The 20,591-nt window shown below is 66.4% G+C and carries 22 protein-coding genes; 16 read left to right on the top strand and 6 right to left on the bottom strand.

All coding sequences use genetic code 11. The features are described from left to right. The first annotated feature begins 186 nt into the window (after window positions 1-186). From IEX25_RS15405 to hydA, 10 genes are all read left to right on the top strand, one after another. Window positions 187-1,245 carry a type III polyketide synthase gene (locus IEX25_RS15405; protein WP_188716125.1) on the top strand — a complete coding sequence of 353 codons (1,059 nt, stop codon included), beginning with the start codon at window positions 187-189 and terminating at the stop codon, window positions 1,243-1,245. A gap of 1 nt (window position 1,246) precedes the next feature. Next, window positions 1,247-1,744: an isoprenylcysteine carboxyl methyltransferase family protein gene (locus IEX25_RS15400; RefSeq protein ID WP_103173819.1), complete on the top strand. Its 498-nt coding sequence runs from the start codon at window positions 1,247-1,249 to the stop codon at window positions 1,742-1,744. Window positions 1,745-1,901: 157 nt separating this feature from the next. Then, window positions 1,902-2,780 (top strand): DUF2189 domain-containing protein, encoded by an 879-nt coding sequence (locus IEX25_RS15395; protein ID WP_188716123.1) that lies wholly within the window; start codon window positions 1,902-1,904, stop codon window positions 2,778-2,780. A gap of 439 nt (window positions 2,781-3,219) precedes the next feature. Continuing rightward, entirely contained in the window at window positions 3,220-3,522 is a 303-nt protein-coding gene (locus IEX25_RS15390; RefSeq protein WP_188716121.1) for a DUF1127 domain-containing protein, read from the top strand. Between the two features lie 249 nt (window positions 3,523-3,771). Then, window positions 3,772-4,284 (top strand): GreA/GreB family elongation factor, encoded by a 513-nt coding sequence (locus IEX25_RS15385; RefSeq protein ID WP_188716120.1) that lies wholly within the window; start codon window positions 3,772-3,774, stop codon window positions 4,282-4,284. Window positions 4,285-4,320: 36 nt separating this feature from the next. After that, on the top strand, window positions 4,321-4,728 hold the full coding sequence (rnk, locus tag IEX25_RS15380) for a nucleoside diphosphate kinase regulator (protein ID WP_103173815.1): 408 nt from the start codon (window positions 4,321-4,323) through the stop codon (window positions 4,726-4,728). A gap of 248 nt (window positions 4,729-4,976) precedes the next feature. Continuing rightward, a complete protein-coding gene (locus tag IEX25_RS15375) occupies window positions 4,977-5,918 on the top strand; it encodes a mechanosensitive ion channel family protein (RefSeq protein ID WP_229665296.1) in 942 nt (313 codons plus the stop codon). Between the two features lie 61 nt (window positions 5,919-5,979). Further along, window positions 5,980-6,315, top strand: coding sequence for an AAA family ATPase (locus IEX25_RS15370; RefSeq protein ID WP_370463876.1), 336 nt, complete (start codon window positions 5,980-5,982; stop codon window positions 6,313-6,315). 12 nt (window positions 6,316-6,327) lie between these two features. Then, entirely contained in the window at window positions 6,328-7,530 is a 1,203-nt protein-coding gene (locus IEX25_RS15365) for an aminotransferase class V-fold PLP-dependent enzyme (protein WP_229665294.1), read from the top strand. 37 nt (window positions 7,531-7,567) lie between these two features. Next, the gene (hydA, locus tag IEX25_RS15360) at window positions 7,568-8,989 is read left to right on the top strand and encodes a dihydropyrimidinase (RefSeq protein ID WP_188716119.1); all 1,422 of its coding nucleotides are present in this window, start codon (window positions 7,568-7,570) and stop codon (window positions 8,987-8,989) included. Between the two features lie 88 nt (window positions 8,990-9,077). Here the strand turns inward: hydA and IEX25_RS15355 are convergent, their stop codons facing one another. Further along, on the bottom strand, window positions 9,078-9,986 hold the full coding sequence (locus IEX25_RS15355; RefSeq protein WP_188716118.1) for a LysR family transcriptional regulator: 909 nt from the start codon (window positions 9,984-9,986) through the stop codon (window positions 9,078-9,080). 146 nt (window positions 9,987-10,132) lie between these two features. Here IEX25_RS15355 and IEX25_RS15350 point away from each other — a divergent pair, with 146 nt between their 5' ends. Together IEX25_RS15350 and IEX25_RS15345 are read left to right on the top strand one after the other, a co-directional pair. Beyond that, window positions 10,133-10,540 (top strand): DoxX family protein, encoded by a 408-nt coding sequence (locus IEX25_RS15350; RefSeq protein WP_103173807.1) that lies wholly within the window; start codon window positions 10,133-10,135, stop codon window positions 10,538-10,540. Window positions 10,541-10,597: 57 nt separating this feature from the next. After that, complete coding sequence (locus IEX25_RS15345; protein ID WP_188716190.1) at window positions 10,598-11,566, top strand: glutathione S-transferase family protein; 969 nt, start codon at window positions 10,598-10,600, stop codon at window positions 11,564-11,566. 52 nt (window positions 11,567-11,618) lie between these two features. Here the strand turns inward: IEX25_RS15345 and IEX25_RS15340 are convergent, their stop codons facing one another. After that, window positions 11,619-12,092, bottom strand: a complete 474-nt coding sequence (locus IEX25_RS15340) for a nucleoside deaminase (RefSeq protein ID WP_188716117.1) — start codon at window positions 12,090-12,092, stop codon at window positions 11,619-11,621. Between the two features lie 488 nt (window positions 12,093-12,580). On the opposite strand from IEX25_RS15340, the gene IEX25_RS15335 reads away from it, so the two are divergent. Next, window positions 12,581-13,174 carry an exopolysaccharide biosynthesis protein gene (locus IEX25_RS15335; RefSeq protein ID WP_188716116.1) on the top strand — a complete coding sequence of 198 codons (594 nt, stop codon included), beginning with the start codon at window positions 12,581-12,583 and terminating at the stop codon, window positions 13,172-13,174. Between the two features lie 139 nt (window positions 13,175-13,313). Here the strand turns inward: IEX25_RS15335 and IEX25_RS15330 are convergent, their stop codons facing one another. From IEX25_RS15330 to IEX25_RS15320, 3 genes are read right to left on the bottom strand one after another with little or no spacing between them, the layout of a single operon-like run. Beyond that, the gene (locus IEX25_RS15330) at window positions 13,314-13,736 is read right to left on the bottom strand and encodes a hypothetical protein (protein WP_188716115.1); all 423 of its coding nucleotides are present in this window, start codon (window positions 13,734-13,736) and stop codon (window positions 13,314-13,316) included. Window positions 13,737-13,745: 9 nt separating this feature from the next. After that, window positions 13,746-16,025 (bottom strand): xanthine dehydrogenase family protein molybdopterin-binding subunit, encoded by a 2,280-nt coding sequence (locus IEX25_RS15325; RefSeq protein ID WP_188716113.1) that lies wholly within the window; start codon window positions 16,023-16,025, stop codon window positions 13,746-13,748. Beyond that, window positions 16,025-16,480 carry a (2Fe-2S)-binding protein gene (locus tag IEX25_RS15320; RefSeq protein ID WP_308421447.1) on the bottom strand — a complete coding sequence of 152 codons (456 nt, stop codon included), beginning with the start codon at window positions 16,478-16,480 and terminating at the stop codon, window positions 16,025-16,027. The genes IEX25_RS15325 and IEX25_RS15320 overlap by 1 nt, the downstream gene beginning before the upstream one ends. A gap of 350 nt (window positions 16,481-16,830) precedes the next feature. Between IEX25_RS15320 and IEX25_RS15315 the strand changes: the two genes are divergently transcribed. The 3 genes from IEX25_RS15315 to IEX25_RS15305 all read left to right on the top strand — a co-directional run bounded on the left by IEX25_RS15315 (window position 16,831) and on the right by IEX25_RS15305 (window position 20,229). Continuing rightward, window positions 16,831-17,004: a hypothetical protein gene (locus tag IEX25_RS15315; RefSeq protein ID WP_188716111.1), complete on the top strand. Its 174-nt coding sequence runs from the start codon at window positions 16,831-16,833 to the stop codon at window positions 17,002-17,004. Then, a complete protein-coding gene (locus tag IEX25_RS15310; protein ID WP_188716108.1) occupies window positions 17,001-19,379 on the top strand; it encodes an AI-2E family transporter in 2,379 nt (792 codons plus the stop codon). Before IEX25_RS15315 ends, IEX25_RS15310 begins: the two co-directional genes overlap by 4 nt. 346 nt (window positions 19,380-19,725) lie before the next feature. Beyond that, complete coding sequence (locus IEX25_RS15305; protein ID WP_188716187.1) at window positions 19,726-20,229, top strand: cell wall hydrolase; 504 nt, start codon at window positions 19,726-19,728, stop codon at window positions 20,227-20,229. A gap of 47 nt (window positions 20,230-20,276) precedes the next feature. Here IEX25_RS15305 and IEX25_RS20140 read toward each other — a convergent pair. After that, window positions 20,277-20,591, bottom strand: a 315-nt coding sequence (locus IEX25_RS20140; RefSeq protein ID WP_229665292.1) for a hypothetical protein, incomplete at its 5' end; no start/stop codon positions are given.

Raw genomic sequence — 20,591 nt, 5'->3', positions numbered from 1 at the left:
TTCCGGTCGCAGCGGCTGGATGCCGGGCGCCTTGGATGTTCGGGACAACGCGATGGGGCGCAGATAAGGATGCGCGTACCGTTTCGGGCGTTTCGCGCGTTGGGTGCCGTCCGTGTCACGGTGCGGACCTCCGCCGGGCCGTTCCAAGCCCATCAGCGCCATCCGAACACGCGGGAACCGCCGCCCATGACCGCAGACCAGACCGCCACCCGGCCCCGGCTTCTGTCCATCGCCACGGCGGTGCCCCCCCATCCCATGGACCAGGACGACATCCTGCGCGAATCCCGCGCGCTGCTGCAATCGCGCTTTGCGCAATTCGACCGCCTGGCGCCCGCCTTTCGCAACGCGGGCATCGACCGGCGCCATTCGGTGGTGCCGCTGGACTGGTTCCGCCAGCCGCATGGCTGGGTGGATCGGACGGCCGCCTTCGCGGCGGGCGCGGCCGACCTGTTCCGGCGGGCCGCCGGGGCGGCGCTGGACCAGGCGCGGCTGCGGGCCGATCAGGTGGACGTGATCGTCACCGTATGCTCGACCGGGATCGTCACACCCACGCTCGAGGCATTGGTGGCCCGCGACATGGGCTTTCGCGCCGATGTCACGCGGGTGCCCGTCTTCGGCCTGGGCTGCGCGGGGGGCGTGTCGGGGCTGTCGGTCGCAGCCGACCTGGCGGCGGCGCGGCCCGGCGCGGTGGTCCTGCTGGTCGCGGTCGAGACCTGTACCCTGCTGTTCCGCCTGGACCGGCTGGCTAAGGCCGACATCATCGCCACGGCGCTGTTCGGCGACGGCGCGGCGGCGGTCGTGCTGCGCGCGGGCGTGGACGCGGATGGCGGCAGTCCCGTGATCGGCCGGGGCCTGCAGCACATGTGGCCGGACACGCTGGGCATCATGGGCTGGACGGTCGAGGAAACCGGCCTGGGCGTGATCTTCGACCGCTCGATCCCCAACTTCGCCGAGGCCGAGCTGCGCGCGGCCCTGGACAGGCTGGCCCCCGACCGCGACGTGGACCGCTATGTCTGCCACCCCGGCGGCGCCAAGGTCATCACCGCGCTTGAGGCGACGCTGGATCTGGCGCCGGGGACGCTGGATGTCGAACGCCGGGTGCTGGCCCAGAACGGCAACATGTCCGCGCCGACCGTGCTGTTCGTGCTGGCCGCCGTGCTGCGCAACAGTCCGCCGCCGAAGCTGATGGCGATGGCGCTGGGACCGGGCTTCACGCTCTCGGTCCTGCCGATCATGGTGGCCTGAGATGGACCCCCACCTTCCCGCCTTGGCATTCATCGCCTTTCTGCTGCTGCAGCGGGGGGCGGAACTGGTCATCGCCCGCCGCAACACGCGCCGCCTTCTGGCGCGGGGGGCGGTCGAACACGGCGCCGGGCATTACCCGCTGATCGTCGCGATGCACGCGGCCTGGCTTCTGGCGATCGCGGTCCTCGGCTGGTCGAACCCGATCCATCTGGGCTGGCTTGCGGCCTTCGCGGTCCTGCAGGTCCTGCGGCTTTGGGTGCTTGTCAGCCTGGGATCCCGCTGGACCACCCGCATCATCGTCCTGGACGAACCGCTGGTCGCGCGCGGCCCTTATCGCTGGGTCTCGCATCCCAACTACATGGTCGTGATCGCCGAGATCATCGTGGCGCCGATGGTCCTGGGATTGTGGCCGGTGGCCGCCGTCTTCACGATCCTGAATGCTCTGATCCTGCGCATCCGGATCCGCGAGGAGGCCCGCGTCCTCGGCCTGCGCCCATGACGGTTGCACCTCGGCTGGTGCAATCATCGCGTGCGGGAATCACCAAAATCTGCTATGCTGGCGTCTCAAGGACGGATCGGCCCGGAAAGCGGGGCAGAGGCCGGGCCACCGGCGGATACCTCGGTCTGGCCGACCCCTGCACGGGGAGGATGCAGCCATGACAGGAAGAACCATCGGCAACCCGGTAAGTTGGAGCGCGCAGAAGCTGGCCGGCATGGGGCGGGGCGTGGGACATGCCATCGACGGGATCGGCGGCCATCAGATCGCACGACCACAGGTCAACCGGATCGAACTTGCCGATCTTCGCATGGCCCTGAGGGAAGGTGCCCGCGACTTTGCCGCATTGCGGTCGGACGTGATCTTCCTGGTGGCCCTTTATCCGGTGATCGGCTTCATCCTGGCGGTCTGGGTCTTGAACGCCGGTCAGGTCCACCTGCTGTTTCCCCTTGTGGCGGGCTTTCCGCTGATCGGCCCTGCCGCCGCCGTCGGCCTTTACGAGATGAGCCGCCGTCGCGAGGCGGGCTTGCCCGCCGACTGGGGCGCCGCACTCTCGGCCCTGGGCGGGCGGGTGCTTGGGCCGGTGCTGATGCTTGGCCTGCTTCTGCTGGTGGTCTTCGTGCTGTGGCTGAACACCGCCCATGCGATCTGGGCCGCGACACTGGGGCCGCAGACCTATGACAGCCTTCTGGTCCTGCTGCGCGACTGCCTGACGACCCAGGCGGGCCGAGAGATGCTGATCCTGGGGGTCGCCACAGGCTTTCTGTTCGCCGTCCTGGTGCTTTCCATCGGCATGGTCTCCTTCCCGATGCTGATCGACCGGCCCGTGGGCGTCCCCATGGCGCTTGCGACCTCGCTGGCGGTGGCAAGGGCTAATCCGGGCGCCACGGCCGCCTGGGGGATGATCGTCTGCGGGGCGCTGTTGCTGGGGATGATCCCGTTCTTTGCCGGGCTGATCGTGGTGCTGCCGATCCTGGGCCATGCGACCTGGCATCTTTATCGCCGCGCGGTGACCTTCCCAGACCCCGCCGCCGGATGATTGCCCGTCGCGGCGGCCAGCCGACGGGCGGTCGATACACATCTGATCAGGGCAGCCTCTGAAATCCGCCGCGTGTCGAAAGGATTCCGTGCTGTCGAGGCGCCGGTGATCGACGGATGGTGACAGGGGGGCCGTGGACACGACCCTCGCTGACGGCCATGGGCACGCAGTTGACTTTGAGGACCCGGATCACCATCTATGAAGCATGGCTATCATGTTGAACCATAACCGGCGCCGGCCGAGCATCAAGGGTCCGATGCTGAACCGCGGCTGACCCCGCAGGGGGCGGAGTCGCATCCGGCCACTACTGCGGGGACCTGGAACATCCTTCTTCACATTCGGGCAGCCAAGGGACCGCGCGCAGGCGTGCCGGTCGCAAGCCGCCCCAGGGTTCAGCATCGTCGTTGCACGATCCGTCGATCGGACCTGCAGCGGCCCGATGACGCAGGAGGCCGTCATGCCACATGATTCAGGACCGTGGGATCCGTTTGCCGCGCGCATCCCTTTTTCCTCAGGAAGCACCGCAGGGATCATCCCTTCCTTGCGACAGCGGGTCAGGGCTGTGCTTCGCCCGCTTTACAGGCGCCGCGCGATCCAGACGCTCCAGGGCCTTGATGATCGGCTGCTCCATGACATCGGCTTGGCGCGGCATGAGATCGGCCGGGTGGCCGACGATCTGTTGGCCGACGATCCGCGTCCGGCGCAGGTGCTGCGATCCGGCCGGATCGCATCGGCCCGCTAGAAAGAAGGTCCATGCGGCTGTGCCCTGAAACGGTGGCACGGCCGCATGGCTTGCAAACGCTGCCCGCCCAGCCTAGGTTTTTGGACATGATGATCTTTGCCCATATCGCGAGGTTCCGGATCTATTCCGGGTCTTTGCTGACGCGCTCTCTGCCCCGGGCAGAGGCGGGCGACCGCTGACGCCTCTTCCCGGGCGCGATTTCCTTTCACCGTGTCAGTCAACCGGGCCTCAGGCCCGACCGGGATCATCATGCGCTACACTTCTCAGGACCGGCTCCGGAACGGAGCAGGGCTCATCGCCCGCCAGCACAACCACCTGCCCGCCTTGCGCGACATCTCCATGCTCAGGCCGATCCGTGCCCGGCTGGGGACATACGATTATTGGCAGCTGAACGAACACAGGCGCCGCTTTCAGGAAATCGGCACCGCGCCGTTCCTGCGGCTGGCGCAACTGATCCGTGCCAAGATGGCCGATGCCGAGGTCGTCAACACCCGTGATGTCGGTTCCGGTGTCGTGACGGGGGCGTCCCGCGTCAGCTTCGTCCTGGGGGCCGGGCAGCCGCAGACCCGGACGCTGTATCACTGGACCTATCCCGACCATGACCGCAGCCGCCTGGCCGTCGGCACCTATCTGGGGGTGACGCTGATCGGTTTGCGCGTCGGACAGGGCATGGCCCTTCTGGACAGCGAGGACGTGCTGGGCACGGTCACGGTCCTGGCCGTCCAGGATCCTGCGGACCCTTGTTCAAGCCTGAACGACTGAAACGAAATCACATTCATGACCTGAAAGGAGACTGCCATGTCTCGATCCCCACGCCGCATCCGTGCGGTCATCGACGCCGATCATGTCGGCCGTCTTGAATCCCTTGCCGACGCCGCCGATGCGGGCTTGCCGGAAGTGGCTGAACCGCTTCTGGCAAAGCTTGCCGCAGCCAAGGTGGTCCCCGCTAGGCAGATGCCCGCGGAGGTGGTCACGATCGGAACGGCGCTGACCTATCGCAACGATGTCACCGGCCGCGAACAGGACGTCACCCTGGCCTGGCCCGAGGACGCCGACATCAGCCAGGGCGCCATTTCGGTGCTGACCCCGATCGGGGTCGCGCTTCTGGGCCTGCCTGTCGGGACCAGTGTCGGCTGGACCACGCGCACGGGCCAGAAAGGTGCCCTGACGGTGCTGCGGCTTGGCCTGCCGCTGGCGGCCGCATGATCCGGGGTTCGCCGTCCCACCGTAAAGCTTCACCATAAAGGATACCCGATGTTCCGCCGTCTTCTTCCCGCGACCTGCTCTGCTTGCCAGGCAAGGATACCCCGTTCTGCCGCCGGGCGCTGCCCGCTGTGCCGGACCGAGTTCGTTGCCGTGACCCAGGCGGCAGCATCGCCGCGCGGGGGGGCGCTGCGGACCTCGAACGGGGAAGGGGATGGCCATGCCATGCTGCGCGATGCAAGGAGGCGGTCTTGAAGCATCTCCGCCGGCTGCTTCCACCGGCCGCGCTGTTTGCGATCCTGGTCGTTCTTGGCCTTGGCGGGCCGGGCATCGGGCTGCGCCTGGGCATCGGCGAACCCCCGGAAAACGCCGGGAATGCGTTGCATTTCGCCATCTACCTGTCGCTGGCCTGGCTGCTCAGCAGGATCTCGGGCCTGCTTCTGGGCAACCTGCGACCCCGCAGCAGGCCGATCCCGAAGCTGGTGAAGGACCTCGTGTCGGGGCTGCTGTTCCTGATCGCCATCGTGTCGGGCGTCATCCTGATGCTGGGTCATGGCGCCGGCGGCGCCCTGGCCGGGTCCGGGGTGGTGCTGGCGCTGATGGGATTTGCGATCCGGAACGTCGTCGCGGATACCCTGTCGGGGATCGCGCTTGGTCTGGAAGGGCCGTTCCGCATCGGTGACTGGGTCGATGTGGAGGGCCTGGGTCGCGGCCGCGTGATCGAGATCGGCTGGCGCACCACCCGGCTTCTGACGCGGGATTCGACCTATGTGATCCTTCCCAACAGCCAGGTCTCTCGGCAGCGGATCGTGAACTACAGCGCGCCCAGTTCGGTCTTTCGCGCCCAGGTGGAACTGGTCCTGGATCACGCCATTCCCGCGGAACGGGGCGTTGAGATCCTGCAAGAAGCGTTGTTGCAGGCGCCGATGATCAAGCGGGTGCCCCGGCCGGATGTGCGCGTCCAGTCCATTGGCACCGACGGCGTCCATTACGCGCTGCGATACTGGCTGGACAGGTTCGACCGCGAGATAGAATGCCGCGACGCCATCTGGCGCCAGGTGGACAAGGCGCTCCGAGAGGCCGACGCGACCACGCCCTTGCGCCGGATCACCGTGATGGGTGCGCCGCCGGAACCCGCCTGCGACATGCCGGCGAAGACGCATGTCCTTTCGCCACAGGCAAGGTCCGCCTGACCTTCACGGCGTCCCGGACCGTTCACAGGTCGTGCCCGGCACAGCGGGCGGTGTTCCGGATATGCTCCTGCATCCTGCGGCAGGCCGCCTCGGGGTCGCGGCTGGTCAGGGCTGCAAGGTGGCGATGGAGCCGCAGGTGATGTTGTTCGACGAACCGACAAGCGCCCTTGACCCCGAGATGGTGGGCGAGGTTCTGGACGTCATGCGCGACCTGGCCCGCACGGGCGTCACCATGATCGTCGTCACGCACGAGATGGGCTTTGCATCCCAGGTCGCCGACCGGGTGATCTTCATGGACGGCGGCCAGATCGTCGAGCAGGGCCCGCCGTCGCAGGTCTTGTCGAACCCGCAGGAAACCCGCACGCGCAACTTTCTGGGCGCTGTCCTGAACCACTAAGGAAAAACAAGAATGACGACAGAATTGGACATGGCCTATGTGCAGGCGCAATTCCCCGGCCTTGCCAGCGACTGGGTCTTTTTCGACAATGCTGGCGGCGCTCAGATCGCCAAGCCCGCCCTGGACCGGATGGTCGAGTTCCTGACCCTTCGCAACGTCCAGATCGGCGGCAGCTATGCCGTGTCGCAATCCGCAGCCGAGGCGCTGATGACGGGCCGCCGCGCCGCCGCCACCCTGGTCAACGCCGCCCGCCCCGAGGAGATCGTCTTCGGCCCCTCGACAACGGTGCTGATGGGCAACCTGATGCAGGCCATGCGCCGCCAGTTCCAGCCGGGCGACGAGGTGATCGTCACCATGGCCGACCACGAAAGCAACATCGGCCCCTGGATGCGGCTTCAGGAATTCGGCGTCACCATCAAGGTCTGGCCGCTGAACGCGCAGACGATGGACCTGCAACTGGCCGACCTGGAGCCGCTGATGACCGACCGCACCCGGCTGGTCTGCGTCACGCATGTGTCGAACATCCTTGGCAAGGTTCATCCGGTCGCGGATTTCGCCCGCTTCGTCCACGACCGGGGCGCGCGGATCTGCGTGGATGCGGTGGCCTATGCGCCGCACCGGTTGATCGACGTGCGGGCCTGGGATGTCGATTACTATGTCTTCAGCCTTTACAAGGCCTATGGCCCGCATGGCGCGCTGATGTATGGCAAATACGACCTGCTGGCCGAACTGGACGGGCTTTACCATTACTTCTACGGCAAGGACAAAGTGACGGCCAAGCTGGAGCCGGGCAACCCCAGCTATGAAGCGGCCTATGCCACCGACGGCATCCTGGAATACCTGACCGACCTTGCGCGGCACCATGGCGCGACCGGCGACGACCGCGCCCTGCTGGAAGCGGCGTTCCGTCTGATCACCGCGCAGGAAGACGCGCTGACCGACCGCCTGCTGGCCTGGCTGTCGGGGCGCAACGACTGCCGCATCATCGGCGAGGCGCAGAACCGGAACAGCACCCGCGTGCCCACGATCGCCTTCAAGTTCGACGGCGTGGATTCGGGCGCGGTGGCGCGGGCCATGGACGATCACAGCATCGCCATGCGCTTTGCGATTTCCATTCCCGCCGCCTGGTCGAACACCTGGGTCAGGATCGGGACGGGGGCGTCTTGCGCGTGTCGATGGTCCATTACAACACGGTGGAACAGGTGGACCGCCTGACGGACGCGCTGACCCGGATCCTTGCGGACGCAGCCGCATGAGCCAACTGGATCTGGTGATCTCGGGCGGGACCGTGGTCACGGCCGCCGACAGTTTTCCGGCGGATGTCGGCATCAGGGACGGCCGCATCGTCCAGATCGGGGAGGGCCTTGCCGGGGCCGACCGGATCGACGCTACCGGCCTTCTGGTCCTGCCGGGCGGGATCGACGCGCATGTGCATCTGGACCAGCCGACGTCGGACGGCACGCTTATGGCCGACGGCTTTGCCAGCGGCACCCGGTCGGCGGCGGCCGGGGGGAACACGACCGTTTTGCCCTTCGCCCTGCAGATCAAGGGACAGTCCCTGCGGTCCTGCGTCGAGGACTATCATCGCAAGGCCCAGGGAAACTGCCATACCGATGTCTCCTTCCACCTGATCGTCAGCGCCCCGACCCCGCAGGCGCTGGGACAGGAACTGCCCGCGCTGGTGCGGGACGGATATACCTCGTTCAAGGTCTTCATGACCTATGACGACCTGGTGCTGAACGACGCCGAACTGCTGGACGTGTTCGAGGTCGCGCGGCGCGAACGGGCCTTGGTGATGGTCCATGCCGAAGGCCATGACGCGATCAAGCATCTGACCCGGAGGCTTGAGACCGAGGGCCGCACCGCGCCCTTTTACCACGGCCAGGCGCATGCCCAGATCGCCGAGCGAGAGGCGACCCACCGCGCCATCAGCCATGCGCAACTGATCGACCTGCCCATCGTCATCGTCCATGTCTCGGGCCGCGACCCGATGGAGCAGATCCAGTGGGCCCGCGCACGCGGCCTGCGAGTCCATGCCGAAACCTGTCCCCAATACATCGCCCTGACCGCCGACGACCTGCGCGGCCTGAACATGGATTTCGAGGGCGCGAAATACGTCTGTTCGCCCCCGCCGCGCGACGCCGACAGCCAGGCGGCGATCTGGCAGGGGCTGCGCGACGGGACCTTCGACATCTTCTCGTCGGACCATTGTCCGTTCCGCTTCGCCGGCGAGGCCAGCAAGGACAATCCCCGCGCCCGGACATCCTTCCGATGGGTTCCGAACGGCATCCCCGGCGTCGAGACGCGCCTGCCGATCCTGTTTTCGGAAGGGGTGGTCAAAGGCCGCATCAGCCTTCAGCGTTTCGTTGCGCTGACCTCGACCAATCCCGCGCGGCTTTACGGGCTTTATCCGCAAAAGGGCAGCGTTGCGGTGGGGGCCGACGCGGACCTGACCCTGTGGGATCCCCGGATGACGCGGACGATCCGCCAGGACGACCTGAACCATGGCTGCGACTACACGCCCTATGAAGGCATGGAGATCACCGGCTGGCCTGTCCGGACCCTGTTGCGGGGACGAACGATCGCCCTGAACGGCCGACCCATGGGCGATCCCGGGGGCAGGCACCTGGCGCGCAGGACCAGCGAGGCGTTTGGCGAGGGTTCCGGGCAGTGACCGGACCGGGGCCGCGAAAGGTTGCTTCCTTCGTCATGGGGATAGCCGCCGCCCCCTGATCGCAGGCACAGGTCACCAGCCGCCTGGATCAGGCCCCGGCACCTGGGCCTTTCGCCTCGGCAAAGGACTTCACCAGAAACTCCAGCAGGATCCGCGTCCGCCGGGGCAGGCGGCGTTGGGGCAGATAGACCGCGTGCATGTCCAGGCAGGGGCCGTGAAAGCGCGGCAGGACGCGGACCAGCCGACCCTCGGCAAGATCATCCCTGACAACGTAATCGGGACAAAGCGCGATCCCCTCATCCCGCACTGCCAGGTCGCGGGCGATCCGCGCGTTGTTGACCTGGAAGCCACCGGCCACCCGGACGCGATGTTCCTGCTTGCCGTCCCTCAACGGCCAGCTTCCATCGCCGCGCATGTTGGTGTCGCAGATGCAAAGGTGGTCCGCCAGGTCGCCCGGTGTTTCGGGATGGCCATGCCGGTCCAGATAACCCGGCGAGGCGACCGCAAGCAGCGACATCGTGCCCAGCTTGCGCGCGATCAGGGACGAGGCCTCCAGATGCCCGATGCGCAAGGCCAGATCGACCCCGTCCGCCACGAGGTCCACGAAGCGATCCGACAGGCGCAGGTCGATGACCAGGTCGGGATGGTCCGCCCGGAAGCGCCGCAACAAAGGTGCGACCACAAGTTCCCCGTGCGTCACCGCGGCCGAGACGCGAATCGTCCCCGACAAGCCGCGCTGCGCATCGCGCAGGTCGGCGGTCATTTCGTCCAGCAGGCCCAGCCAGGCAGGGGCCTGGGCCATCAGCCGTTCGCCTGCGGGCGTCAGACCCAGGCGGCGGGTGGTGCGATGAAGAAGCTGCGTTCCCATCCGCGCCTCAAGCTCGGCCATGTATTTCGAGGCGAGCTTCGGCGTGATCCCCACCCGACGCGCCGCCCCTGCGAAGGAACCCGTTTCGACGGCCGACACGAAGACCCGCATCCCATCAACCAGATCCATCCCGTACCTCATTCGGAACAAAGCGGCGATTATCATACGCCAATACCGCCATTTCTGCCGCAGGTCGCCGATGGCATATTGGCTGCATGAGATCAGCGCCGGGACAGGGCCACCGTTCCCGCCGGCCATTTGTCAGGAGAAACACCATGATCGACCACAAGACCGCCCCCATGGGCATCCTTGCACTGCGCGTCACCACGGGTGCGCTGTTCCTTGTCCACGGACTGGTCAAGCTTTTCGTCTTCACGCCCGCCGGAACCGCGGGCTTCTTTGAATCACTGGGCCTGCCGGGCGCGCTTGGCTATCTTACCATGCTGTTCGAGATCCTGGGCGGCCTGGCGCTGATCCTGGGCGTGAAGGCGCGGCTGGTCTCGGCCGCCTTTGTGCCGGTCCTGCTGGGCGCGGCGATCTTCGGGCATGGCAGCGCGGGCTTCAACTGGTCCAATGCGGGCGGCGGCTGGGAATACCCGGTGATGTGGGCCGTCGTGCAGGCCGCGCTGGCCCTGCTGGGTGACGGTCCCTATGCCTTGGCGCCCACGCAGAAGCGCGCCTGAACCTTTTGGCCGCGCCGCCCGTTGCGGCGCGGTTCCCCCTTGATGACGGAGAACGACATGCTGGTGAACGGAACATGGACGACGGATTGGCACCCGGTGCAGGCCAAGGACGACCAGGGGCGCTTCGTGCGGCAGGTGTCGTCCTTTCGCAACTGGATCACGCCCGATGGCAGCCCTGGCCCGACCGGCACGGGCGGCTTCAAGGCCGAGGCCGGGCGTTATCGCCTTTATGTGGCGCTGATCTGCCCCTGGGCGTCGCGGACGTTGATCGCGCGCAAGCTGAAGGGGCTGGAGGATCTGGTGGCCGTGACGGTGGTGAACCCGGTCCTGACCGACCAGGGCTGGGCCTTTGGCGGCCATCCCGGCGCGGATGCCGACCCGCTGCACGGGGCGGGGCATCTGCACCAGCTCTATACCCGCGCGGATGCCAACTATACCGGCCGCGCGACGGTGCCCTTGCTGTGGGATGAACGAACCGACACCGCCGTCAGCAACGAAAGCGCCGAGATCCTGCGCATGTTCAACAGCGCCTTTGCCGGTCTGGTGCCGGACAGGCCCGATCTTTATCCCGCCGACCTGGCGCCCCGGATCGACGCGCTGAACGCCCAGATCTATGACGGCCTGAACAATGGCGTCTACAAGGCCGGCTTCGCCTCCTCGCAGGCCGCCTATGACGAGGCGGTGGCGGGCGTCTTCGAGATGCTCGACCGGCTGGAGGATCGGCTGGATGGCCCTTACCTGTTCGGCGAGCGATTGACCGAAACCGACATTCGCCTGTTCGTGACGTTGATCCGCTTCGACGCGGCCTATCACGGGCTGTTCAAGGCCAATATCCGCCGCATCGCGGATTATCCCCGCCTGTCGGCCTATCAGGAACGGATCCTGCGCCTGCCCGGCGTGGCGGAAACCGTGAACCTCGACCACATCAAGGCGGGATATTACTCGATCAAGGCGCTCAACCCCACCGGGATCGTGCCTGCGGGGCCCGAGCATGTGATCCGGATGATGGAGCTGGCGCGGGGATGACGTCGCCGGATCGGATCCGGCGGATCAAGGCTGGCCCGCCTTTGTCAAAGGGTTAGGCCTTGCCACCACGCTGTTCGGCCCAGGTCTTGTAGATCACCGGGTCGTTGCTGTCTTCCGGCGGAAGATGGGTGATCTCGGCCCATGATTGCTGGGACAGCGGCGCCGACAGGTCTTGCGCGACCTGGGCCGTGGACAGCCCATAGGGCGCGCCGTTCTCATTCGAATAGGCAAAGACGACCCGCGTCACGCCGGCAAGCCGCATTGCCGCCAGGCACATGGGGCAGGGCTGTCCGCTGGCATAAACGGTGCAGCCGTCAAGCCGGGTGCTTCCGGTCGCCGCCCCGGCGGCACGAAGCGCCAGCAGTTCGGCATGCGCCGTGGGATCCTTGTCGGCATCCATCCTGTTCACGCCACGGGCGATGATCGCGCCGTCCCGGACCACGACCGCGCCGAACGGGCGGCCTTTCGCGGCCAGGTTGTCTTTCGCCAGATCAATGGCTTCATGAAGAAAGGACGTGTCGGTCATCATGCACCCGAGGTCAGAGGATACCACGAAAGGCCAGGACGGCGCGTCCGCCGTATCCTTCGTCCTTAGCCGTCCTGCCCTGCTTGCTCAAGCGGCGGCAGTCAGGCGGCACATCGCCGTCGTGCCGCATGTGCGGTCATCGCATTGCAGGCCGGCAGCATGAGGGTCGTGGCGTTTCTCTGGCGATGGACCGCCATGGGCCTGCTTCCGTTCCGCAAAGGGACCGCACCGTCACGCGACGGAATCAGGGGGCTGCCGGAACGCCATCAGGCGGCGGGAAGGACGACAATCTCGCCATGGCTCGTCGCACGATATGGCGCAAGGCCGACGCCGGCTGACCCGGTGAATCCGCGCCATGAATGTCCTTCATGACAAGGTCATCGCGTGTCGTCGGAAACATCGCTGCCGGGAAGCCTGCGGCACCTTCGTGGCTGGCCATTCGAAATCGCGCATCAGGAACCGGCAGCGCCGCAGCCCCGTTTGCCGGGATGAGCAGCAAAGACACCAATCTTTCCGACCTTGTGGGCGACCTGCGCGAGCTTGGAGAGCAGCAGGATCAGGTCAGCGTCCACGATATCCACGAGGCCTTGGGCGAGCGCAGCTTCGGCCCCTTTCTAGCCATTCCCGCGCTGATCGAGATCACCCCGATCGGCGGCATCCCCGGCCTTCCGACGGTGATCGCCCTTGTGATTGCCCTTGTCTCGGCCCAGCTTCTCTTTGGCCGCGATCACCTTTGGCTTCCCGGATTTCTCGAGCGCCAGACACTGAAGGGCGACCGCATCAAGAAGGGGATGGATTGGCTGGAACGGCTGGCGGGCTGGATCGACCGGGTGCTGCGGCCGCGGCTTTCCTGGCTTTCGGGAAAGGCAGGCCTGCGCGTCGTTGCGCTGCTTTGCATTTTCCTGTGCATGACCGTTCCGCCGCTGGAACTTCTGCCCTTTGCCTCCTCGATCCCGATGGGTGCCATCGCCCTGATGGGCTTGGGATTGATGGCAAGGGACGGGCTCGTGATCCTTCTTGCGGGTTTGGGCGCCCTTGTCGGATTGGGCGCGCTGCTTCTGACCACCCTGGGGGGTGGCTGAGCCTGTCGCGAAGGCTGGAACCCTCGGCAGTCCGGGTCAGCGAAGGAAGGCTGAGGAATCAGCGTCGCTGGACAAACCGGGCGGACTGCCCCTTTCGGGACAGTCCGGGACGTAAGCCGGCGGTCAAGCCCCGGTGGCTTCAAGGGGTTTCGGACTTGTCTTCCCCGGACACCAACTCCCGCAGGGCTGTCACAAGCGTCTCGCGGCAGGCCGCATCGTCCTGGCCCGCCTGGGCCCTTGCCTCGTCCAGCGAGGCGCGGAGCCGCTGCACCTGATCGCCAGCCTCGGCCGGGGGGGCATGGCCCGGCGCTTGCGGGGGCTGGGGATCCTGCGCCGCCTCGGTCGCGGTCGCGTCATTGCCCGGCGCCTCGGTGTCGGTCATCGCCCGGGCCTCGCGGGCACCGGCGACGCCCTGCCCGCCCGATGACGAGGCGATGGACTCTCTCGATGCCTGGTCCAGGACCTCGTCCATCAGGTCCAGATGCGACGCGCAATCGGCCGCAGCGGCTGTCCCGGCAAGGGCCAGGAGCGTGGCAGTCAGGGCAGACCGGAAGGGGATCATGGCTCTCTCCTAGCTGGTCAGTTGATTGCCGACCGGCAACCGGCGGATACGCTGGCCCGTGGCGGCAAAGATGGCGTTGACGATGGCGGGGGTGACGGGCGGCAGGCCGGGTTCGCCGACGCCGCCAAGGGGTTGGTCGGGATCCTCGCCGCCAACCAGGTGGACGTGGATTTCGCGCGGCGAGCTGTCCATGCGGGGCACCAGATAGCTGTCGAAGTTGTCCTGCTGCGCCCGTCCTTCGGCAAAGGTGATCTGCGACATCAGGGCCTGCCCGGTGCCCATGATCACGGCACCCTCCATCTGCGACCGGATCCGGTCAGGGTTCACATGAGGGCCGCAGTCGATGGCGATATGGACGACGGGAACGCGCACATTGCCGTCCTCGCCCACCTCGACCTCGGCGGCCACCGCGACATAGCTGACAAAGCTGTAATGCGCGGCAAGGCCCAGGCCGCTGCGGGCCGGCATCTCCTTGCCCCATCCCGCGGCATCGCTGGCTGTCTCGATCACCCGGCGAAGGCGGCCCGTGTCGATGGGATAGCGCGCCGGATCCTCGCCATAGTTCCAGACATCGCCCTGTTCGGTCGGGTCGATCTTGCGGGCGGGTCCGATCACCTCCAGCAGGTAGTCGCGGTGATCGCGACCCGCCTCGTGCGCCAGTTCCGCGATAAAGGACTGGATCGCGAAGGCATGCGGGATGTTGGACACGGACCGATACCAGCCGATCCGGGTATGGGCCTGGGCCTGCGGGTTCTCGGCCCGGACATTGGGGATGTCCAGGGGCATGTTGGTCAGCCCCATGCCCAGTTCGAAAGGCAGCTTCTGCATGGGATCGGGCGCGAAGATCGACCCGATGGTCGGCGCCGCCGTGCGGTGAAGCCAGGCGACGGGGCGGCCGTCCTGGTCCAGCCCGGCCTGCAGATGCTCGACCGAGACGGTGTGATAGAAGCTGTGATGCAGGTCGTCTTCCCGTGTCCAGGTGACCTTGACGGGCCTGCCGTCCATTTCGCGGCTGAGAACGGCTGCTTCCAGCACGAAGTCGGGCTTGGACTTGCGCCCGAAACCACCCCCCAGCAGGGTCACGTTCACCGTGACGTCCTTGGGATCGAGGCCCAGCTTTTCCGCCACCCGCACACGCGTGACCTGCGGCGCCTGCACGCAGGCCCAGACCTCGCATTTGCCGTCGCGGATCATCGCCAGGGCTGACGGAGGCTCCATCGGCGCCTGCGCCAGATGGGGGATGTAGTATTCGGCCTCGGACCTGCGGGGCGCTTCCTGCAGGGCGGTCAGCGCGTCGCCCTGGTTGCGCACGACCGCGCCGTCGGTGCTGCGCGCGGCTTGTTCCAGTTCCCCCCGGAACGCCTCGCTGTCATAGGCGCCGTGGTCGCCGTTGTCCCATTCGATCACCAATGCCTCGCGGCCGCGCATGGCTGCCCAGGTGTTGGTGGCGATGACGGCCACCCCGCCAAGGGGCTGGAATTCGGACGGCTGGGGCGGGGGGTCGATCACCACGACACGCTCGACGCCCGGCATCTCCAATGCGGCGGTCGCGTCATGGCTTGCGACCCGACCGCCGATGACGGGCGGGCGGGCAATGACCGCGAACAGCATGCCGTCGGCCTTGGCGTCGATGCCATAGACGGTGCCGCCGGTGACGATGGCGGGATTGTCGATCAGGCCGATGTCGTCGCGACCGATATAGCGGAACTGGTCCGGCGATTTCAGCGTCAGGCTTTCGCGGGCCGGAACCTGGCCGCCCGCCGCGCGGGTCGCCATGTCGCCATAGCCCGCCTGCTGCCCGGATGCGGCATGGGCAAGGATGTGGTTCTCGGCCGTGACCTCGTCCACGGGCACGCCCCATTCGGCCGCCGCCGCTTCTCGCAGCATCTGCCGGGCGGCGGCGCCTGCGCGGCGCATCGGATGGAAGAAGTGGCGCAAGCTGCGCGAACCGTCGGTGTCCTGGTTGCCGAAGGTCGGCTCGTCCCCCGGCGCCTGTGCGACGCGGACGCGGGCCCAGTCCGCGTCCAGTTCATCCGCCACGGCCATGGCGATCGAGGTGCGGACCCCTTGTCCCATTTCCGATCGGTGCACGGTCACCGTGACCGTGCCATCGGGGTCGATGGCGACAAAGATGCGCGGATCGTCCTGCCAGCCATGCGGCATGGCATCGGCCCCGAACTTCAGCGGTTCCTCCTGCGCGGCAGTGGGCAGGCCAAGCGACAGGACCAAGGCGCCCGCGCCCATGCCCAGCAGAACGGCACGACGGCTGACGTTTTCCAGGACGGCCATCACCCTGCCTCCTGCCCGGCGGCGCGCTTGATGGCGGCGCGGATGCGCGGATAGGTGCCGCAACGGCAGATGTTCTGGGTCATCACGCCATCGATGTCGTCGTCCGTGGGATCGGGCGTCTCGGCCAGCAGGGCCGCAGCCTGCATCATCTGGCCGGACTGGCAATAGCCGCATTGCGCCACGTTCAATTCCCGCCACGCAACCTGGACAGGATGGCTGGCATCGGGCGACAGGCCCTCGATGGTGACGACCTCGGCGCCCTCGGCCACCGTCATCGGGGTAACGCAGGAAAAGCTGGCCACGCCGTCGATATGGACCACACAGGCGCCGCAATAGCCCGCGCCGCATCCGAACTTGGTGCCGGTCAGGCCCAGTTCATCGCGCAGATACCACAACAGCGGCATGTCAGGGTCGCCCCCGAAGTTGCGCGCCTGTCCGTTCACGGTCAGATCCATGATGTCCCCCTTGCTGGTGCAACCGATCCGGTGTCGGCCGCGTCTGGCATTTGGCTGCTCGTGCCATCTGCAGGCGAGCGGGCCAAGCTCTGTAAACCCGAAAGTGGCAAGAGTGTTCCAGAACTTCGAACCGTAATTTCAGGCAGCCTGGGGGTGGCCGTGACGTCGCTTCAGACAAGGCCCGGCCACCGGCGGGATGCCGGGGCAGGGGATGTTGGGCGACATGACCCTGTTGCCGTGCCCAAAGGATCCAGCCTGCAAGGAAGGTGTGCAGGGTTGTGCGGAACTCTGCTTCCTTTCGGAAGGTTTGGTTGCGGAACTGCTGTGCAGGGCATTGGAAGGATCCCAAAGTGCTCGACCTTCTTGCCTCGACCTATGCCAAGCGCGACGACCTGGGCTGCGATGCCTCGGCCGTCATCCATGACTTTGGAGGGCCAATCCAGAAGCGCGATCCAATCCATGTCGCGATCCGGGGGACAGGCTTTGTTCTTTTTCTGGGCCTCATCCGATCGGTGCCCCTGTGATCCCGCCCCTTCCGCCACGCGGCAGCGGGCCGCTGATCCAGTCCCAGCAAGGCGATCTGCTGCGCCTTGCGGCGGGCCTTGTGATCTCAGCCATCATCGTCGCCGCCCTGTATTACGGACAGGCGGTGCTGATCCCGCTGGCCATCGCCTTCCTGATCAGCTTTGCCTTGGGGCCGGTGGTCCACTGGCTGGTGCGGCGGGGCTTGTCGCGCATCCTGGCGGTCGTCCTGACCATGGTGCTGGTGCTGACCGTGCTGGGCGCGGTGGGCACGCTTGTGGGCATCCAGATGCGGTCGCTCAGCGCGCAGTTGCCGACCTATCAGACCACCATCCGCAGCAAGATCGAGGATCTGGGCGCCCGGATGAAGGGACCGGGCATCCTGGAAGGCGCGATGCAGACCGTGGACACCGTGCAGAAGGAAGTGGCCGAGGTGGTGGGCGGGGGCGAGGAGAACGAAGTCCCGCCCCAGCGGGTGCGGGTGATTCCCGAACCGGTTTCGCCCTTCGAAACGGCGCTGTTGTGGCTGTCGCCGTTGCTTGCGCCCCTTGCCACGGCCGGCATCGTGCTGGTCTTCGTGGTGCTGATCCTGCTGGACCAGGGGGATCTGCGCGACAGGCTGTTGCGGCTGCTGGGCGGCAACATGTTCCGGTCCACCGACGCCCTGGAGGAAGCAAGCAGGCGCATTTCGAAATACCTGCTGATGCAACTGGTGGTGAACGTCACCTATGCGATCCCGATGGCCCTTGGGCTTTGGCTGATCGGGGTGCCGGGCTTCATCCTGTGGGGCACGCTGGCCGCCGTGATGCGCTTCATCCCCTATGTCGGGCCGATCCTGTCGGCGGTCTTCCCGCTGAGCCTGGCCTTTGCGGTCGATCCCGGATGGAACATGGTGCTGATGACCGCAGGCCTGATCCTGGTGCTGGAGCTTGTCTCGAACAACGTGATCGAGCCGCTGCTCTATGGCACCAGCACGGGGCTTTCGGTGCTGTCGCTGATCGCTGCCGCGACCTTCTGGACGGCGATCTGGGGGCCGGTGGGGCTGGTCCTGTCCACGCCGCTGACCGTCTGCCTGCTGGTCGTCGGCCGCTATATCCCGCAGCTGTCGATCCTGGAAACGCTTCTGGGATCCAGTCCCGCCCTCAGTCGTCACACGCGCATCTATCAGCGGCTGATCGCCAACGATCCCGACGACGCCATCGACATCGCCGAGGATGCGATCGAGGAAACATCCGTCACCCAGTTCTATAACGACGAGGGGATGGAGGTGCTGTGCCAGGCCAGCATCGACTATATCAACAACGCCCGCGCCGAACACAGGCTGCGGATCGCCAACGGCATGGACGAATTGCTGGAAGCGATCCGCGAGGACCATCCCGCCGACCTGCCCGAAGGCGCCGCGCCCCGCGTCGCCTGCATTCCCGGCAAGTGGGAAATCGACCGCCAGGCTTGCGAGATGCTGGTCCACAGCCTGCAACTGGACGGGGTGCCGGCGGTATCCAGGGCCTATGGCAGCACCACTTCGCGCTATGTCGCCGGGCTGGAACTGGAAGGGGTCGAGATCGTGGTGCTGAGCTTCTTCAGCAGCGAACCCGACGCCGCCGCCCGCAACCTGACCCGCCGTCTTCGGGCACGCTGGCCCCGGCTCAAGATCGTGCTGGGCCTGTGGGGCGTGCCCCTGGAGGAACTGGACCGGCACGGCGCCGAGATGCTTGGCGCGGATGCCGTCGTGGCCTCGATCAACGAGGCGGCGCGCCGCATCCTGCTGCTGTTGCGGAACGCAGAGGACAAGACGGTCGGGATCGTCCAGGATCCCCAGGCGGTCGAAGCCCGGAACGAGACCCTGAAGAAGGTGCCTCTGGACGATCCTGACTTGCGCGAGGATCTGAACGATCTGGCAATCCGGGCCGCCGATGTGTTCGACGTCAAGACCGCCGCCATCATCGCCATCGGCCCTCGGCAGGAACTGCTGATCGGGGCCAACCGCGAACTGCCCGGCCTGGGCATCGACCCTCAGGCCAAGGTCATGGTGCTGCCGCAGGATGCCTCGCTGGCCTCCCTGCTGCTGGCGGAAGCACGGTCCTTGATCGTTCCCGACATCGAACGCGACCCGCTGCTTGCCGAGAATGCCGTCCTGCGGGCCTGGTCCGCCCGTGCCCTTGCCGCCGCGCCGATGCGCCAGGCGGATGGGGTGGTTCTGGGCGCCTTGTGCCTGATCCATGACGAGGTGCGCGACCTCGAGGACAAGGAGCGCGAGCTTCTTGAAACCCTCGCGGCCGAAGTGGCCGAGCGCCTGACCGGAGAGGCGGCGCCCCCGACCGAAGGTCCCGCCGAGCCGTCCCTGTCGGCCACTGTGGGACAGCAGGTGCCAGAATAGAAGCATGGCGCTTCGCGTCTGAAGGACTGGAAGCCGGTTCCGAATACGATGATCCGCGAGGCCGGGGCGTGTGCGTCCAAGCTTCGCTGAAGGATCTGTCCTGGCCTGATCTTGCCGTTTCCTGCAAAGGCAGGAGGGTCTCGGCGGCCCTTGGCCAATGGAAACATCGGGCAGATTTCAGGCTGCGGCATCTTCAAGAACGCTTTGCTGGTTGAGGGAAAAGAAGCAGCCTGGCCGGATGGGCTCTAGAAGGGCTTTCCGTTTCGCGGCGGATTTGCATGATGATCAAGGCGCCCAAGGGTCAGAAGCATCCCGGGAAGCGACAAGGAAGAACAAGGGCAGTGATATGAACCTCAACTTGAAGGCGCGGGTGTGCTTGACCCTGGCCGCGGCTGCGCTCGTGCTGTCGGGCTGCGGCTTCGGCTCCCGCATGTCAGAGCAGGAGTGCATGGAACGGGCCATGTATTTCGAATCGAATCGTTCCAGTCGGGACGGCATGATCGCTGTCGGCAGCGTCGTCATGAACCGGGTCCAATCCGGCCAGTATCCCCGTTCGGTCTGCGGGGTGGTGGCCCAGAAGAACCAGTTCGCGCCGGGGGTCATGAAGCGCAAGATGAACCTCAAGACGGCGCCGCAGGTGCGCGAGGCCGCCCGGTCCGTCCTGCGCGGGGAGCGTCACCCCCTGATCGGCAATGCGATGTTCTTCCATACCGCAGGGCACCGTTTCCCTTATGACAACATGCATTACGTTCTCGTGACGGGCGGCAACGCCTTCTACGAGAAGCGCCGGAATTATCTTGTGACGCGCCCTGTTCCGCCGCAGCCGATCGAAGGAATCACCCGGCGATAGCCGGTTGTTGCCGGTGAGGTCAGCCTGCGGCTTCTTTCCTGTGCGTGTCAGATCACGCGCGGGCTGGATGATTCCGAATGAGCAGCGTCAGCTGGCGAAGCACGGTTTCCATCGCGCCAGCGGCCCATTCCCGGGCAGATCCCGTTGTCCTGAAGACTGTCACGGCTCCAGTTCAGCCCGGAATTCGCCGGAAAGCCCTGTTCCGAAGGCATCGGAACGCCCACCGGAAAATAATTGTCGGCGGGAAGAAATTTGTGCTTGCAACTCCTGGCTTGGTGTTCTAGATACGCATTCTCGACGCGGCCGGGAAGGCTGGTTGCGGCGGGAGACATTCTTGGAGATGGGGCGGCTGGGTTATCGCT

This window comes from Paracoccus acridae, from assembly GCF_014642735.1.
Lineage (GTDB): Bacteria > Pseudomonadota > Alphaproteobacteria > Rhodobacterales > Rhodobacteraceae > Paracoccus > Paracoccus acridae.
This window is presented reverse-complemented; position numbering and strand designations above follow the sequence as displayed.